We start from the raw sequence: 16,878 nt of genomic DNA, 5'->3' as shown, positions 1-16,878 counted from the left end.
TTGCTTCGCATCCTGTGATGCACGGATTTCCGGTAAGTAAAAGCCCTGCACCGCAATGCCTTCCCCGCCGCCGGTCCAGGTCGCGACCAGTCCCCGGTCCAGTCGTATATCGATAGGAACCGGGCCTGGGACGTGAATTCAATAGCGACCACAGCCGGAAGACCGGAACTTGTTTTCGAAACAGACTGGACCTCATCTCCATTCGACCGTTTTCATTCCGCCGGCCCGATCAGGAGGCCCACTAGATGGCTGTGTATGTGGCGCAGACGCGCGACGACATCACCGATACGCAACTGCAGGACATCCTCACCCGGCTCCGCCAGGTTCCGGCGAAGGCGACCACCCGCCGCACCCGCACCGGATTCTTGATCGTCACGTGGGCCGAAACCGGCCCGCTGCTCGAGGCCGAGCTCGCCCGCAGCGAGCATCTGGTACGAGTTCTGCCCGAGAGCAGCTCTTTCCCGCTCGCCGCCCGCGAGTACCGTCCGGAGGGTTCGGTCGTGCGGGTCGGCGCGGTGCCGGTCGGCGACGGCCGCCCGGTGATCATCGCCGGTCCGTGCTCGGCCGAGACGCCGGAGGTGCTGCTCGAGACCGCGCGGGCGGTCCGGGCCGCCGGCGCGGACATGTTGCGCGTCGGCGTGTTCAAACCTCGCACATCGCCCTACAGCTTCCACGGTCTGGGCCCGGACGGACTGGCGATGCTGCGGGACGCGCGCGCGGAGACCGGTCTGCCGATCGTCACCGAGATCCTCGACGTGCGCGACATCGATCGCGTCGCCGATGCCGCCGACCTGTTACAGGTCGGGGCGCGCAACATGCAGAACTTCACCCTGCTCACCGAGCTTGCCCTGACGGGCAGGCCGGTGCTGCTCAAACGCGGCCTGTCGGCGACCGTGCACGAATGGCTCAATGCCGCGGAGTACCTGCTCGCACACGGCAACGACCACGTCATTCTCTGTGAGCGCGGCATCAGGACCTTCGAGCGCGCGACGCGCAACACCCTCGACCTCAACGCGGTTCCGGTGGTCAAACACCTGTCGCACCTGCCGATCCTGGTCGATCCGAGTCACGGCACCGGCGCCACGCGCTATGTGCCGCCGATGTCCGCGGCCGCCCTCGCGGCGGGCGCCGACGGGGTGATCGTCGAAGTGCACCCGCGCCCCGCCCAGGCGCTCTCCGACGGCGACCAGTCCCTCGATCTGCCCGAATTCGCGCGACTGGCAACGAATTTACGGGCAATCGGCGAGGCACTCGGACGCGGCCGGGTCGCTGCCGAACCCGAGCTGGTGGAGCTGGCATGACGACGACCGGCACCGAACTATTCCTGGACGGCACCGCGTTACGCGTGGCCGAGGTCGCCGCCGTGGCACGCCGCACCGTACCGGTGAACCTCGGCATCGCCCCTGCCGCGCTGACGGCCATGCACGAATCCGTGCTGCTCAAACGCGAACTGATCGACACCGGGATCCCGATCTACGGCGTCACCACCGGGTTCGGTGACAGCGTCAACCGCCAGATCTCTCCGGCGAAGGCCGCCGACCTGCAACGCAATCTGATCGTCTACCACCTCAACGGGGTCGGCCCGGTGACGGCGCCGGACGTGACCCGGGCGACTCTGCTGATCCGCGCCAACTGCCTCACCCGCGGCCCGTCCGCGATCCGCCCCGAAGTGGTCTCGACCCTGCTGCGGCACCTCGACGCCGATATCTTGCCGCTGATCCCCGAGCGCGGATCGCTCGGTGCGAGCGGGGATCTGGTCCCGCTGTGCTACGTCGCCGCAGCGCTGCTCGGGGAGGGCGAGGTGCGGTACCGGGGCGAGGTGCGCCCCACCGCGGAGGCGCTGCGCGCCGAGGGCATCGAACCGGTGGTGCTGGAGCCGAAGGAGGGCCTGGCACTGATCAACGGCACCGCCTTCACCTCGGCCTTCGCCGCGCTCGCGGTCGCCGATGCCGCCGAGCTGGCCTACGCCGCCGACGTCGCGACCGCCATGACCTGCGAGGCCCTGCTGGGCAACGGCTCCCACTTCCATCCCTTCGTGCACGCCAACAAGCCGCATCCCGGACAGGGCGCGAGCGCCGAGTTGATCCGCGGTCTGCTCGACGGATCCGACCTCACCACCAGCTACGAGGAGATCCTCGTGCGCCGGTCGGGGCTGGAGGGCCGGGGCTTCCGCACCCTCGAACACCGCATCCAGGACAAGTACTCGGTGCGCTGCGCGCCGCACGTCAACGGCGTGCTGCGCGACAGCCTGGAGTGGGTGGGGCGCTGGATCGACACCGAGATCAACTCCTCGACCGACAATCCGCTGTTCGCCTGGGAGACAGGCGAATTGCATCACGGCGGCAATTTCTACGCCGGACACGTCGGACAGGCGATGGATTCGCTGAAGGTCGCCGTCGCCAGCCTCGCCGACCTGCTCGACCGGCAGCTGGAACTGGTGGTGGACGAGAAGTTCAACGCCGGGCTCACGCCCAACCTGATCGCCCCCCGCGACGCGGAGGACTACGAGTCCGGGCTGCACCACGGCTTCAAGGGCATGCAGATCGCCGCCTCGGCGGTCACCGCGGAGGCGCTCAAGCACAGCGGCCCGGCGACGGCGTTCTCCCGCTCCACCGAGTCGCACAACCAGGACAAGGTCAGTATGGGCACGATCGCGGCCCGCGACGCCCGCACCATCATCGAGCTGACCCGGCAGGTCACCGCGATCCATCTGCTGGCGCTGGCCCAGGCCGTGGAGATCCGCGGCGTGCACCGCGCCGCCCCCGCGATCCGCCGCGTCCACGAGCTGATCCGCGACCACGTGCCGTTCACCGACCGCGATCGGCGGATGGACCACGACATCCACCAGGTCGAACGGCTCATCGCCGACGGCTCGGTGCGCGCCGCCGCCGACGTCGCCGACCCCCTCTTCCCCACCGATCGCTAGGAGAGACCGATGCTGTTGTTACGCGACGACGATACGCGTGCGAAGAATCAGCGACTGCTGGCCGAGCACACCGCGCTGGTCCGGTCGGTATACGCGGGCACCGCCGACCTCGATCGGGTGCACGCGGCGAAACTGCTGGAGACCGTGCGCGCCGCGGGTCGTTCGAAGATGTACGAGGATTCGGTCCCGGCCGGGCTGCTCGAGGAGCTGGACACCGGCGCGCCCATACCGACCGAGCGCGTGCTGACCGAGATCCTGCCGTCGCTGCCGTTCCTGGGCAAGAAGGAACTCGGCCGCTTCGGGCAGTCCGCCTTCACCCGTCCGCTGGACGAGTTCCTGCACTACTACGAATCCTCGGGCACCACGGGCGACCCCGCCGCCGCGCCGAAGGCGCTGGACGATCTGCTGATCAACACCGTGAACATCGGCGAGATGTGGGCGCGGCTGCTGCAGCCGAAGGACATCGCGCTGATCCTGATCAACGCCCCCTTCGCCCCTGCCGCCTACCAGTTCGAGAAGGCGCTGGAGTATCTGCAGGTGATGTCGCTGCGCCCCTGGGTGGACAACATCACCGGCGACTACACCCGGGTGCTGCGGCTGATCGATCAGCTGGGAGTCAACGTCTTCATCGGGCCGCCGTCGCGGCTGCTCGAGATGGTGCAATTCGCTCATCGCGCCGAGCTGCCCGCGCCGAAATTCGACCGCCTGCTGCTGATGGCCGAGCAGACCGGCCCCAGTTTCCGCCGTCACCTCGAGAGGCTGACCGGAGCGACGTCGTTCGTCTCCTCCTACGGCTCTTCGGAGACCGGCACCCCCGCCGTCACCTGCGAGCGCGGACAGCTGCATCTGCAACCACAGAGTTTCCTGCTCGAGCTGGTCGACGAGACCGGCATCCGGCGGGTGGACGGCCGATCCGACCGCGGCGAGCTGGTGATCACCACTCTCGACCTGCCCGCTCGCCCGCTGCTGCGCTACCGCACCGGCGACTTGGTGGATATCGACGGCACGCCGTGCGGATGCGGTCTGCACACCGCCGTCCTGCGCACCCAGGGCCGGTCGCAGGACCTGATCGTGCTGGACCGCACCGGAATTCGTCAGAACGACCTCGAACAGGCGGTCTGGGAGGAGCCGCTGCCCGGCGCGACGGTGTTCAACTACATGGTCGTGGTGCGCGGGCGGCAGATCGTCTTCCTGGTCACCTACGACGGCGATCCGGCGGGTCCGTGGACCGCGGTGCTCACCGACCGGCTGCGCGCCCTGTTCGGCGGCCTCGAGGTGACCGTACGGCCGGTGGAGAAGCTGCCGCCGCTCGCGTCGCTGGGCCAGTACCTGGGCTGGAAGCTGTCGCGCGTCCTCGATCTCGACGAAGAGCAGAACTGGGCCCGGCTACCCGCGCCGATCGACGCGGTGGTGCGCCAGACCCTGTCGGAACTATCGCCCAACTCCTGAGGAGGCTGTCGATGTCCGGAATCACCGGCTGGCTGGATCGGCAGCGCGATCTGCGCGAGCACGAGGCCGCCGTTCGCGCCATGTCCGATGCCCTCACCCACCGCGGACCCGACCACGGCGGGGCCTGGATCGACCGGCACGTGGCCCTCGGCCACCGCGCGGCGACGGTGGCCGACACGCGGCCCGGCGGGCAACCGGCGGTCGTCGCCGACGCGGGCCGCCCGCTGGCGGTGCTCACGCTGTCGGGCGAGATCTACAACACCGGCGAACTGCGCGCCGAATTGAACGGGCGCGGCCACGTCTTCGCCGGTGACACCGACGAGGACGCCGAGGTCGTTGCGCATGCCTACCTCGAATGGGGCGGCGATGCGGTCCGGCGGCTCAACGGCGCCTTCGCGTTCGCGGTATGGGATGTGCGCCGGTCCGAGTTGTTCTTGGCGCGGGACCGATTGGGTATCGAGCCGCTGTATCTCGCCGAGCACCCGAGCGGGCTGCTCTTCGGTTCGGAGCCGAAGGCCCTGCTGGCCAACGACCTGTTCGTACCCGAGGTGGACGCGCACGGGCTGATCGACATCTTCACCGTCGCGATGCGGCGACCCGGCGACGCGGTGTACCGCGGCCTGCGCGAGGTCCGCCCCGGCTGGACCGTGCGAGTCGATCACAACGGCCTGCACCACACCCGGTACTGGCGACTGGAATCCGCGCCGCACCCCGACGATCTGCCCACCACCGTGGACACGCTCGACGCGCTGCTGACCGACATCATCGGACGCCAGACCCGCACGGCCGCACCGGCCGGATTGCTCTCGGGCGGGCTGGATTCCAGCGTCATCACCGCGCTCGCCGCGCGTTCGGTCACCGCGGCCACTGGCGCGAAACTGTCCACGTACTCGGTGGACTTCGCGGGTGGCGACGACGATTTCACTCCCGACGCGCTGCATTCGAGCCGGGACGCGCCGTTCGTGCGCGCGGTGGTCGACCACGTCGGCACCGATCACACCGAGGTGATCCTGGACGCACCCGCGCTGCTGGACGAGATGACCGAAACGTTGCGCGCCCGCGATATCCCCGGCGTCGGCGATCTGGACGTTTCGCTGTACCTGCTGTTCCGCGAGGTCCGCAAGTACACCTCCGTGGTGTTGTCCGGCGAGGGCGCCGACGACATCTTCGGCGGCTATCCGTGGTTCGTGGCCGAGGCCGCGAATCCCACGGGTGGCTTCCCCTGGGGCGCGGGCAACACCGACCGCAACGGCATGCTCTCGGCGGAACTGCGTGAGCACCTCGATCTGGACGCGGCCGTAGCCGAGCGGCACGACGAGGCGGTCGCCGAGGTGTCGCGGCTGGACGGCGAGGACGCGGCGGCACAACGCGTTCGAGAGGTGTTCCACCTCGAGATCACCCGCTTCCTGCCGTTCCTGCTCGACCGCAAGGACCGGATGAGCGCGCGCACCGGTCTGCTGGTCCGGCTGCCCTTCTGCGACCATCGGCTCGTCGAGTACCTGTGGAATCTGCCCTGGGACCTGAAGCGGCACGGCGGACAGGAAAAGGGCATCCTGCGCACGGTCGCCGAGCCGTGGCTGCCGCCGCAGGTCGCCAAGCGCCCCAAGAGCGGCTTTCCGTTCGGTCAGAGCCCCGAATATCTCGCGGCGGTCCGCGCGGCGACCCGCGAGATGCTGGCGGACCCGTCGTCGCCGGCTCTGGCGCTGCTGAACACGACCGCGCTGCGCGAGTTGGCCGACAGCGATCGCTGGCACAACGGCACCTTCACCCCACCGCCGTGGCTGCCGCGCGCGCTGCAGTTGAACACCTGGCTGCGCGAATACCGCGTCGCCGTGCGGCTGTGACGCCGTGCGGTCCACCCCTCAGGAATACCGAGGTTCCCTCATGACAGTCGGAATTCTGGACATCGATTACCACGTCCCGCCCACCGAGGTGTCCAACGACACGATCAGCGCCTGGGCGGACACCACACCGGAATGGATCGTCGATCGCACGGGCATCCGGACCCGGCGTTACGCCCACACCACCGATCCCACCTCGACGCTCGCCGTGGCGGCGGCCCGCAGACTGCTGGACCGGCACCAGGCGGATCCGTCCGCGATCATCGTCGCGACTTCGACCCCGGACCATCCCCTGCCCGCCACCGCGGCGATCGTGCAGGGAATATTGGGATTCCGGGATATTCCGGCCTTCGACGTGAACGCGGTCTGCACCGGCTTCCTCTACGCGCTGCGGCTGGCATCGGCACTGGTCCGTGACGATCCGCGGCGGCGGCCGGTGCTGGTGATCGCGGCCGACAAGTACTCGACGATCATGGACCGGAGCGACCGCAGAACCGTCGCCCTCTTCGGCGACGGCGCCGCGGCGGCCCTCGTCGGGCCGGTGCCCGATGGCTCGGGTCTGCTGGCCCAGCAGTTGGTGGCGCACGGCGCGCTGCACGACACCGTGAAGGTTCCCGCGGGCGGTTCGCGGCAGCCGATCGACGCGCGGGCGCTGGAACAGGGCGACCACTATTTCAAGATGAACGGCCGCGGCGCACGGGATTACGCGCTCAACACGCTCCCCGCCCTGGTCGACGACGTGCTGCGGGAATCGGATCTCGGCGTCGGCGACATCGATCGTTTCGTCTTCCATCAGGCGAATCTGCGCCTGGTGGAAGAGCTCGCCGTCAAGATCGGCGCGGATCCCGACCGCGTCCCGGTCACCGTCGACCGGTTCGGCAACACCGGGGCCGCGTCTGTTCCGGTGACGCTGGCCCACTCGCATCGCGAGCGGCCGATCGCGCACGGCGAGAACATCCTGCTCGCCGGCGTCGGGGGCGGGCTGACCGGCGGCGCCGCGGTGCTGCGCTGGCACCGGACGGGTGGGAGCCACGGGTGAACGATCGTCTGAGTGGGAAGCGAGCGGTCGTCACCGGGGGCACGCGCGGGCTCGGCCGCGCCATCGCCGACGCCTTCGCGGCCGAGGGCGCGCACGTCGTGTGCGCGGGACGCACGGATCCGGCGGGCCACCCGGACTGGCCGCGCGAATTCACCTATCTGCCGGTGGATGTCACCGACGCCGACTCGGTCGAAGAGATGATGAGCCGGGCCGCCGACACCCTGGGCGGGATCGATATCGTCGTCGCCAACGCGGGGGTCAGCATCGACGGCCGCGTGCATCGCACGACCGCCGCGGACTGGGCCACGACGATGGCGGTGAACGTCAACGGCGTCTTCCACACGACTCGGTCGGCGATACCGCATCTGGAGAAGACCGGGGGGACGATCATCAACGTCTCCTCGAGCATGGCCACCCGCGTCGCGGTGGGGGCGGCCGCCTACTGCGCGTCCAAGGCCGCGGTGGAGATGTTCACGAAAGTGTCCGCCGCGGAACTGGGCTCGCGGAACATCACGGTCAACTGCCTCGCCCCCGGAATTCTGGACGGCGGCATCGCCGACGACCTCGCCCAGAACCCGAAGGCGTGGGAGCTGTACCGGGACCGCCTGATCGCCAAGCGGGTCGGCCGGGTCGCCGAGGCCGCGGCGGGGGCGGTCTTCCTCGCGAGCGCCGACTCCTCCTACGTCAACGGCCACGTCCTTGAGGTCAACGGCGGGCTGCTGTGGGCGTGAGGGTCCGCGGCCGGGTGGAGCCGGGGTACGAGACCGTCGCGGAGGCCTTCGCGGAATATCTCGCCGAGACGCGCGGCGGCGCAGCGTTCTCCGCGACGGTCGACGGCGTCGCGGTGGTCGACCTGTGGGGCGGCAGCCGTGACGACGGCGACCGGCCATGGGAAGCCGACACGCTGCAGATCCTGTTCTCCGGCAGCAAGGTACTGATCGCCGTGTGCCTGCTGCTACTGCTCGAACGGGGGGAGCTGCGGCTCGACGCGCCGATCGCCGCGTATTGGCCGGAGTTCGCGGCCGCCGGGAAGGGGGACGTCACCGTCGCCGAACTCGTCTCCCACCGCGCCCGCCTGCCGGGCGTGCGCACGCCCTTCCCGAGCGATCCCGCGCCGGACGGCGCCCTGGCCGCGAAGCTGCTGGCCGAGCAACCTCGAGAGGACGACCCGGCGCTCGAACTCGCCTATCACGGAATCACTTTCGGCTGGTTGTGCGGTGAATTGATACGCCGCGTCGACGGCCGCACCGTGGGCGCGCTCTTCCACGAGGAATTCGCCGTGCCGCTGGGCCTGGACATCTGGCTGGGACTGCCCGCGGATCTCGAACCGCGTGTCGGGCAGGTGCGCTACGGGCCCGGGTGGCGCGGCCGCGCCCCGGCACCGGCGGGATCGGCGCGGTTGAACCTCGCGGATTCCGTCTGGGCGAATCCACTCATCTTCCCGGAGCACGACATTCCGTGGAACCGCCCCGCCTGGCACCGGGTGGAGATCCCCTCCTCCAACGCGATCGGCACCGCGCGCTCCATGGCTCGGCTGTTCGGGGCGTTGCTCAGCGGCGAGACGCCGTTGTCACCGGCCACGCTGGCCCTGGGCACCACACCGCTGTCCGGTGGCTTCGACGCGGTGTTCAAGCGGCCCATGCGTTACGGCGTTGGCCTGCAACTGCAGACCGAACTCGGTCACCTCGGCCCGCATCCGGCCGCGTTCGGGCACGACGGCTCCGGAGGCGGTGTGCACGCGGCGTGGCCGTCGCACGCCGCATCGATCTCTTTCGTGCCCAACGAGTTACACCGGTCGCATGGGCTGTATGCCCCGGTAGGGCGGATTCTCACCGCCTTGCACCGCGTCCTCGGCTCATAGCGAGTCGAGGACGCGGAACCGGTTGACCGCGGGCAGGTGCTGTTCGCGTTTCTGCGAATCTTCCACGCCCAGCCCCTCGGCGGGCGCCAGCCCCAACACCGCGACCTTGCCTTGATGCAGGTTGTCGTGCACCTCGTAGACCCCTTGGGCGGCCTCGGCGAGGGGATAGGTCTTCGAGACCGTGGGGTGGATCAAGCCCTTGGCGATGAGCCGGTTGGCCTCCCACGCCTCGCGGTAGTTCGCGAAATGCGAGCCGATGATGCGCTTGAGATTCATCCACAGATAGCGGTTGTCGAATTCGTGCACATAGCCGCTCGTCGACGCGCACGTGACCACCACCCCGCCCTTACGGGCGACCAGCACCGAGGTGCCGAACGTTTCCCGTCCGGGATGTTCGAAGACGATGTCGACGTCCTCGCCGCCGGTCAGTTCGCGGATCCGTTTTCCGAATCTCTTCGATTCGCCTTGGTCCTGGACGCCGTCGCGCCAGAACCGATACCCCTCCGCCGACCGGTCGATGACCGCCCGCGCGCCCATCGCCCGGCACAGCTCGGCCTTCTCGGCCGAGGACACCACGCAGACCGGGAAGCCGCCGCCGGCCAGAACCAATTGGGTCGCGTAGGAACCGAGGCCGCCTGCCGCGCCCCAGATGAGCACGTTGTCGCCCGCTTTCATATCGGCGCCGTTGCGCGACAACAGTTGTCGGTACGCGGTGGAGTTCACCAAACCCGGCGAGGCCGCCTCCTCCCAGGTCAGATGCCGCGGCTTGGGCATCAGCTGATTGGCGCGCACCAGCGCGAGTTCGGCGAGACCGCCGAAATTGGTCTCGTATCCCCAGATGCGCTGGGCCGGATCCAGCATGGTGTCGTTGTGCCCGTCCGGCCCCTCCAGTTCGACGTGCAGGCAGTGCGCCACGACCCGATCCCCCGGCCGCCAGGCGGTGACCCCGGCGCCCGTGCGCAGCACGACACCCGCCAGATCGGAGCCGATGACGTGGTAAGGCAGGTCGTGCCGGGCGGCGAGATCCGAAGTACGCCCGTACCGTTGGAGGAAGGCAAAGGTGGGGACCGGTTCGAAGATCGCGCTCCACACCGTGTTGTAGTTGATCGATGAGGCCATGACCGCCACCAGCGCCTCGCCCGGGCCGACCTCGGGGACCGCGACCTCGTCGAGATGGATCGACTTGCGCGGATCGCGCTCGGCCGGGTGCAGCCCCTCGAACATGCCGATTTCGTCGCGGTGCAAGGTGATCGCCCGATAACTCTGCGGCACAGTCAGGTTCGCGAAATCCGCTGCGGTGGCGTCCTCCGCGAGAATGGCGTCGAGCAGTCCGTTCATCGTTCGTTCCCTCGTTGACACCTCGAAATACCTTGTGTCACTATAGCATGAATTCGAAATCTGTCAAAACGTCGAACTATGGAAGCAGAGGCGTGATGCGGCTCAACCTGACGGCCGATGAAGTGCTCACCACCACCCGCTCGGTCCGCAGACGGCTGGATTTCACGCGCCCGGTGGAACGCGAGGTCATCGAGGAGTGCCTGACCATCGCCACCCAGGCGCCCACCGGGCAGAACCGGCAGCGGTGGGCCTTCGTCGTGGTGACCGATCCGCAGCAGCGGGCCGCGCTGGCGGATCTGTACCGCAAAGGCCGCAACATGCCGACCGAATACGTGCCGCGGGACGGCGTGGACTGGCGCGACGATCCGGTGCGCACCCAGCGCATGTACGCCACGGGCCCGCATCTGTACGAGCATCTGCACGAGGTGCCGGTGATGCTGATCCCGTGCGTGCACGTGGTGCGCCGCCCTGACCCCGGCGTCGTCGACATGGCCAACAGCTACGGGTCGATCCTGCCCGCCACGTGGAGCTTCATGCTGGCGGCCAGGGAGCGCGGCCTCGGCACCGTCTGGACCACCCTGCATCTGCAGTACGAATACGAGGCCGCCCAGGTTCTCGGAATCCCGTACGAATCGGTGCTGCAGACCGCGCTCATCCCCGTCGCGTACACGATCGGCACGTCGTTCCGCCCGGGCGTGCGCACCGATCTGGACAATGTCGTCCATTGGAACAAGTGGTAGCGGAGCTCAGTAGAGCGCGAAAATCCTAGCGGGACCGCCGGTTCCGCCCCGGTGCTTCGAGGCCCCGACCACAAGCGTCGCGCCGGCGTCGGGCACGTCCGGAAGGCCGTTGAGCGCCTCGAGTCCGTAGCGGCCCGACGGCAGGAACGTCCGATGGACCGGGATCGCGCGGTCGCTCCCCCGGTCCAGGCCCGTGGAGTCCACGCCGATGCCGACGACCTCCCGCTGATGGATCAGGAAGTCGGCGGCCTCGGCGCTGAAGCCGGGCCACCGATAGGTGTCGGTCCGCTCGTCGTGATTCAGGAACGCGCCCGGGATCGGCACCCGCTGCGCCCAGCCGGATTCCATGACGACGACCGCGCCCTGCGGCAGCGGGCCGTGCGCGCGCTCCCAGTCCCGGATGTCGCGCACCGTCACGGCCGCCGTGGCGTCGCGGGCGGCGCGCTCCGCGATGCGGATGACCGCGAGCGGCGCGACCAGGTTCTCCGCCGGGATGGCGTCGACCGAGAGACCCGCGTCGTCGAAGTGCAGCGGCGCGTCGATATGAGTGCCCACATGTTCGTAGATGTCGAGCCGCCCGGCGTTGTACTGGTTGTCGGCCATGCAGGCCACCCGCCCGAACTCGGGCCGCTTGCTGACCAGCTCCCACACCGGGAAGTCCGGGGTCAGCGTATGCGTCAGATCCACCACCCTGCCGAAACCCCGCTCGCGGATGAGTTTCACACCGGTCCCGACAACGTCCCCACCCGAAACCTCCGACGAGTCCCCACCATCGATCAGCTGTGGCGCACACACAGGTCTTCCTCCTTCACACCGTCGTCGCTGCCAGTCTGATCCCGTCTCCCCTCGCTGTCTTCGGTCTCCGGCCCGAACGCGCGGCTCGACCAGAGACCAGGACCGGCACTCCCGCCGGCCGCCGCAGCGCGCCGACGTGTCGCGATTCGGCCATGCGCACCGACGTGGTGCGCGAACTGCTGCCGGGCGTGTGGCGGGTCGGCAAGGGAGTGGCCACCGGCACCCTGCCGAACGAGGAACTGCGCCGATCCATCGGACGCGAACCGTTGGCGGACGGTGTGCCGCTTGGCATGGTCGGCCAGCTGGTGCGGTTCGGCCTCATCGGCGTGAACGCCGACACGGCGGTGCCGGAACGAATCGCCCGCTCCGGCCGACGACGCGGCCCCGGGAAGGCGCAGCCCGCCGCCAGCGTGCGGTAGACGCGCGTCCGACACGCCACTCGGCAGTAACGCCACCGATGCCGGGGTGCTGCCAGAACGACGAAAACGGCCCCGGAACTATTGTTCCGGAGCCGTTTCCCTAGTAGCGGGGACAGGATTTGAACCTGCGACCTCTGGGTTATGAGCCCAGCGAGCTACCGAGCTGCTCCACCCCGCGTCGGTGAACACAACATTACACATGGGTTCGCAGAGTCTGCAAATCGCCAGCTCAGAGGCGGTTTCGACGAGGTGAACAGACCGCACGACAGGAACATCCGCCCGCCACCGAACTCGGGAACCATCCCGCAGCAATCGCGATGCCGCACATTTCCACACCGCGCCCTCAAGATTCACCACCGAAAACCCACTTCAAACGTGACCTACTTCACCATTTCAGGGTGATCTCACTCACATAACGATGCGATAACTTCGCATGGAATCAGCGTGTTGACGACGTTTCCCACCTGGTAAAACTCGCATATTCGAGTTATTCGAATCATGCAATTCCGGCGTTATCAAGATGTGATCTGCTGAGAATTCTTCGTTACCGTCACTCCACGGCCCGGATCATCCGAGACGGGCTCGAACTCGAACCGCCGAACACCGGTGACCCTGTCCCGCGGCTCGAGGATCCCCGACGACCTGGGGACAGGGACACGGCAGTAAGCACGATCGCCGTGCCGGCGGGCGCAGGGAGGGAAACGACCATGACTGAGAACCGGAAGATCAGCACCCGCGCCATCGGCTTCGCCGCCATCACCGGCGCTCTTGTTGCCGTCCCGTTCGCATTCTCCACCGCTTCCGCCTCCGCGGCCACCCACGACTGGGACGGCGTCGCGCAGTGCGAGAGCGGTGGCAACTGGGGGATCAACACCGGAAACGGCTACTACGGTGGCCTGCAGTTCTCGCAGAGCACCTGGGCCGCCAACGGCGGCAAGGGCTCGGCCCACACCGCCAGCAAGGCGGAGCAGATTCGCGTGGCGGAGAACGTGCTCGCCACCCAGGGCCCCGGCGCGTGGCCGGTGTGCGGCCGGTACCTGCGCCAGGGCACCTCCGAGCCCGAGACGCTGGCCCCGGCGGAGGAACTTCCCGCCGTGCCCGAGCCCGCCCAGCCCACCGTGAGCGCGGCGCAGTCCGCGGTCGAGAAGGCCAAGTCCGCCGCGGACGAGCTGGCCGAGCAGTACGGCCTGAAGGGACAGTTCGAGCAGATCTTGAGCCAGAACAGCGCGCTGATCGACTCCCTCGGTCGCTGACCCATCCCGCGCCGAAAGAAAGACGCCGCCATCGCGATGATGGCGGCGTCTTTCTTCGTGCCGGTCCTATCCGGCGGCACTACTCAGCGACCGGCGTCCTGATACGCCTTGACCGCGGCGTCCAGCTCGTCCAGCGCACGGCCGAAGTCCTGGAAGTTCCCGCTGCGCATGGCGTTGCGCACGTTCTCGATCTTGCGGTTGAGCTCGGCCGCCGCGGCGTCCTTGGCGGCGGACGATCCCGTCGCCGGTGGCGGGACCGAAGCGGGCGGCGGTGTCGAGGCGTTACTGGTCCCGTTGTTGCCGTTCTCGGCGGGGACCGGAGTGGTGCCCGGCTTGGGCCTGGTGCCCGAGTCACCGCCGAACGGCGTCGCCAGCGCGCCCGCGCCGGGGATCACTTGGTTCAGCGCGTCCGCCAAAGTCGAGGCGTAGCCGACCTTGACGTTGCCCGCCTCGTCGCGATAGCTCACCAGCACCCGCAGCAGCTGCGGGAAGGTCGCCGTGTTCGGCCCGGTGTTGCGTTCGTTGTAGAACGGCTCCACATAGAGGATTCCGCCGTCCGCGACCGGCAGGGTCAGCAGATTGCCATATTTGATCTTGTTCGAATTGGACAGCAGCGTTTTCTCGCGGGACACCTCAGGCGAGGTCGTCATCCGGTTCTGCGTCTGCTGCGGACCCAATGTCTGTGTGTCCGTTGGCAATCGAAGAATCGTGAATTTCCCGTAGCCGTCCGGGTCGGAACGCACCGAGATATAGGCCGCGAGATAAGGCCGGTTGTAGCCGGTCATCGCACTGGTCAAATTGAACGTCGGCTTGTTCGTTTTCGGGTCGCCCAGCAGCACGTAATACGGCGGCTGGTTGGCGGTGGTCCCGCCCTCGGTGGTCGGGTCGGCGGGAACCGACCAGAAAGCGTTGTTGGTGAAGAATTCTCGGGGATCGTCCACGTGATACTTCGACAGCATCTCGCGCTGCACCTTGAACAGATCCTCCGGGTAGCGGAAGTGCGCCCGCAGTTCCGGCGAGATCTCGCTCTCCGGCTTCACCGCGCCCGGGAACACTCCGCGCCATGCCTTCAGCACCGGGTCCGAGGAGTCCACCTCGTAGAGCGTGACGCTGCCGTCGTACGCGTCGACCGTCGCCTTCACCGAGTTGCGGATGTAGCTGACCGCCTTACGCGGCAGCAGCCGCCCGGTCTTCTTGTCGATGCTGTCCTCCAGCGCGCCCTCCAGCGAGGTGGTCTGCGCGTACGGGTAGTTGTCCAGCGTGGTGTAGGCGTCCACGATCCAGACGATCCGTCCGCCGACAACCGCGGGGTAGGCGTTGCCGTCGGTGGTCAGCCAGGGCGCGACCTTCTGCACCCGCTCGCGCGGGCTGCGGTTGAAGATGATCTTCGAGTCGTCGCCGATGGCCGAGGAGAACAGGATGTTGCGCTCGGCGTATTTGGCCGCGAAGGCCAGGCGGTTGAACCAGTTGCCGATCGGCACGCCGCCCTTGCCGGTGTAGGTGTACTGGGCGGTGTCGGAGTCGTACTCGCGCGGACGCTGGCCGTCCATCGCGCCGACGATCGCGTAGTCCGGGTTCGCCTGCGAGATCAGCTCGCCGAAGTAGACGCGCGGCTGGTCCACCTTGATCCGCTGCTTGTCCGCCGGCGTGAACAGATCGCTGACCATGAAGATCGGATAACCGCCGTCGCCGCTGCCCCCCGCGGCATTCGGATCGTCCGACGGCGGCTTGTTCACCCGGTTGGCCGGGGCGGCGACGAAGCCGTTGCCGTGGGTGTACACGGTGTGGCGGTTGATCCAGTCGGTCTGGTTGCCGCTCAGCGCCGCGGGCGAGAGCTCCCTGGCGGCGACGATGTAGTCCTGGACGTCACCGTCGAGGTTGTAGCGGTCGATGTCCAGCGACTCCGGGAAGCCGTAGAAGTTCTTCAGCTGGCGCAGCTGCGTGAAGGTGGGCGAGAGGATGTTCGGGTCGAGCAGCCTGGCGTTGCCGACGGTCGCGGCGTCGACCGGCACCTCGAGCGGGCTCTTGCTGCTCTCGCCCTTGTAGTCCTTGTAATCGATCCTGTCGTCGGTGATGCCGAACGCCTGCCTGGTGGCGGCGATGTTGCGTTCGATGTACTCGCTCTCCTTGTCCGCGGCGTTCGGCCGCACCGAGAACTGTTCGACCACCAGCGGCCACACCGCGCCGACCAGGATCGAGGACAGCACCAGCAGCGCGGCGGCCATCGCGGGCACCCGCAGATCGCGCAGCACGATGCCCGCGAAGAAGGCCAGCGCGCAGATCACCGCGATGGACAGCAGGATCAGCTTGGCGGGCAGCACCGCGTTGATGTCGGTGTACGAACCGCCGGTGAAAGTGGGTTCCTTGCGGCTGCTGGAAAGCAGTTCGTAGCGGTCGAACCAGTAGGCGATCGCCTTGAGCAGGACGAAGATCCCGGCCAGTACGGCGAGCTGGATGCGCGCGGGGCGGGTGAGCGTGCCCTCGCGGCCGGTCAGCCGCAGGCCGCCGAAGACGTAGTGGGTGACCAGGCTGGCGAAGAACGCGATCACCACCGCGACGAACAGCCAGTTCAGCACCATCCGGTAGAAGGGCAGGTCGAAGGCGTAGAAGCCGACGTCGAGGCCGAACTCCGGATCCTTCTCGCCGAACGATCCGCCGTGGAGGAACAGCTGCACCGTCACCCAGTTCGACTGCGCCACCAGACCCGACAGCAGGCCCAGCAGCACCGGGATGCCGACGCCGAACAGCCGCAGCCTGCTCATCACGGTGGTGCGGTAGCGCGCGATCGGATCGTTCGGGCCCGCCACCGGCACGAACACCGGCCTGGTGCGGTAGGCCAGCAGCAGCGCCAGCCAGACCACCAGGCCGACGAAGGCCGCCACGACGAGGAACAGCAGCACCCTGGTCCGCAGCACGGTGAGATACACGTTGCGGAAGCCGACCTCGCCGAACCACAGCCAATTCGTGTAGGTGTCCGTCAACCGCGGCCCGAGCAGCAGTAACGCCGCTAGGACGATGGCCGCCACCAGCAGCACACGGCTGCGTCGGGACAGCGAAGGTAAGCCGGTGGGGGGCCGCATGCCCACGATGCCACTCTCCAAGGTCCGGCGACGCTCGCACCGATACGCTCGGCCGATGCGCCGCAGTCCGATGTTGCGGGTGGTCCTTCCGGACCGTCTCGGCCCACTCTACGGAAATCGGACACCATGCAGCTGGC

The 16,878-nt window shown here is 68.2% G+C and carries 12 protein-coding genes, 1 tRNA gene and 1 pseudogene; 10 read left to right on the top strand and 4 right to left on the bottom strand.

Annotated features, from left to right (window positions below):
* The first annotated feature begins 245 nt into the window (after positions 1–245).
* Genes aroF through ABZ824_RS00485 form a run of 7 tightly spaced genes read left to right on the top strand, consistent with a single transcriptional unit; the run spans position 246 to position 9,116 of the window.
* Positions 246–1,301: a 3-deoxy-7-phosphoheptulonate synthase gene (gene aroF / locus ABZ824_RS00515; protein WP_355079919.1), complete on the top strand. Its 1,056-nt coding sequence runs from the start codon at positions 246–248 to the stop codon at positions 1,299–1,301.
* Complete coding sequence (locus tag ABZ824_RS00510; RefSeq protein ID WP_356960808.1) at positions 1,298–2,926, top strand: aromatic amino acid ammonia-lyase; 1,629 nt, start codon at positions 1,298–1,300, stop codon at positions 2,924–2,926. The genes aroF and ABZ824_RS00510 overlap by 4 nt, the downstream gene beginning before the upstream one ends.
* Before the next feature lie 9 nt (positions 2,927–2,935).
* Positions 2,936–4,375: an AMP-binding protein gene (locus ABZ824_RS00505; protein WP_356960807.1), complete on the top strand. Its 1,440-nt coding sequence runs from the start codon at positions 2,936–2,938 to the stop codon at positions 4,373–4,375.
* 11 nt (positions 4,376–4,386) lie between these two features.
* Positions 4,387–6,219, top strand: a complete 1,833-nt coding sequence (asnB, locus tag ABZ824_RS00500) for an asparagine synthase (glutamine-hydrolyzing) (RefSeq protein WP_356960805.1) — start codon at positions 4,387–4,389, stop codon at positions 6,217–6,219.
* A 40-nt stretch (positions 6,220–6,259) separates the two neighbouring features.
* Positions 6,260–7,255 (top strand): ketoacyl-ACP synthase III, encoded by a 996-nt coding sequence (locus ABZ824_RS00495; RefSeq protein WP_356960804.1) that lies wholly within the window; start codon positions 6,260–6,262, stop codon positions 7,253–7,255.
* Positions 7,252–7,986 carry an SDR family oxidoreductase gene (locus tag ABZ824_RS00490; protein WP_355079929.1) on the top strand — a complete coding sequence of 245 codons (735 nt, stop codon included), beginning with the start codon at positions 7,252–7,254 and terminating at the stop codon, positions 7,984–7,986. The genes ABZ824_RS00495 and ABZ824_RS00490 overlap by 4 nt, the downstream gene beginning before the upstream one ends.
* On the top strand, positions 7,977–9,116 hold the full coding sequence (locus tag ABZ824_RS00485; RefSeq protein ID WP_356960803.1) for a serine hydrolase domain-containing protein: 1,140 nt from the start codon (positions 7,977–7,979) through the stop codon (positions 9,114–9,116). Before ABZ824_RS00490 ends, ABZ824_RS00485 begins: the two co-directional genes overlap by 10 nt.
* On the opposite strand, the gene ccrA is transcribed toward ABZ824_RS00485, so the two are convergent.
* Positions 9,111–10,454 (bottom strand): crotonyl-CoA carboxylase/reductase, encoded by a 1,344-nt coding sequence (ccrA, locus tag ABZ824_RS00480; RefSeq protein WP_355079933.1) that lies wholly within the window; start codon positions 10,452–10,454, stop codon positions 9,111–9,113. The genes ABZ824_RS00485 and ccrA overlap by 6 nt on opposite strands.
* A gap of 95 nt (positions 10,455–10,549) precedes the next feature.
* Between ccrA and ABZ824_RS00475 the strand changes: the two genes are divergently transcribed.
* A complete protein-coding gene (locus ABZ824_RS00475) occupies positions 10,550–11,194 on the top strand; it encodes a nitroreductase family protein (RefSeq protein WP_355079935.1) in 645 nt (214 codons plus the stop codon).
* 6 nt (positions 11,195–11,200) lie between these two features.
* On the opposite strand, the gene ABZ824_RS00470 is transcribed toward ABZ824_RS00475, so the two are convergent.
* Positions 11,201–11,989 (bottom strand): cyclase family protein, encoded by a 789-nt coding sequence (locus ABZ824_RS00470; RefSeq protein ID WP_356960801.1) that lies wholly within the window; start codon positions 11,987–11,989, stop codon positions 11,201–11,203.
* A 161-nt stretch (positions 11,990–12,150) separates the two neighbouring features.
* Between ABZ824_RS00470 and ABZ824_RS00465 the strand changes: the two are divergent.
* Positions 12,151–12,318: pseudogene (locus ABZ824_RS00465) on the top strand (glycosyltransferase family 2 protein); the annotation flags it as partial.
* A gap of 194 nt (positions 12,319–12,512) precedes the next feature.
* On the opposite strand, the gene ABZ824_RS00460 reads toward ABZ824_RS00465, so the two are convergent.
* Positions 12,513–12,586 (bottom strand) — tRNA-Met (locus ABZ824_RS00460).
* A 529-nt stretch (positions 12,587–13,115) separates the two neighbouring features.
* Between ABZ824_RS00460 and ABZ824_RS00455 the strand changes: the two genes are divergently transcribed.
* Entirely contained in the window at positions 13,116–13,661 is a 546-nt protein-coding gene (locus tag ABZ824_RS00455) for a transglycosylase family protein (RefSeq protein ID WP_356960799.1), read from the top strand.
* An 83-nt stretch (positions 13,662–13,744) separates the two neighbouring features.
* Here the strand turns inward: ABZ824_RS00455 and ABZ824_RS00450 are convergent, their stop codons facing one another.
* The gene (locus ABZ824_RS00450) at positions 13,745–16,747 is read right to left on the bottom strand and encodes a UPF0182 family protein (protein ID WP_356960798.1); all 3,003 of its coding nucleotides are present in this window, start codon (positions 16,745–16,747) and stop codon (positions 13,745–13,747) included.
* Between the last annotated feature and the right edge of the window lie 131 nt (positions 16,748–16,878).

Source organism: Nocardia sp. NPDC047038, from assembly GCF_040644075.1.
GTDB classification, from domain to species: Bacteria; Actinomycetota; Actinomycetes; order Mycobacteriales; family Mycobacteriaceae; genus Nocardia; species Nocardia sichangensis.
Note: the sequence above shows the minus strand (reverse complement) of the source record. Positions and strands in the feature narration are given on the sequence as shown.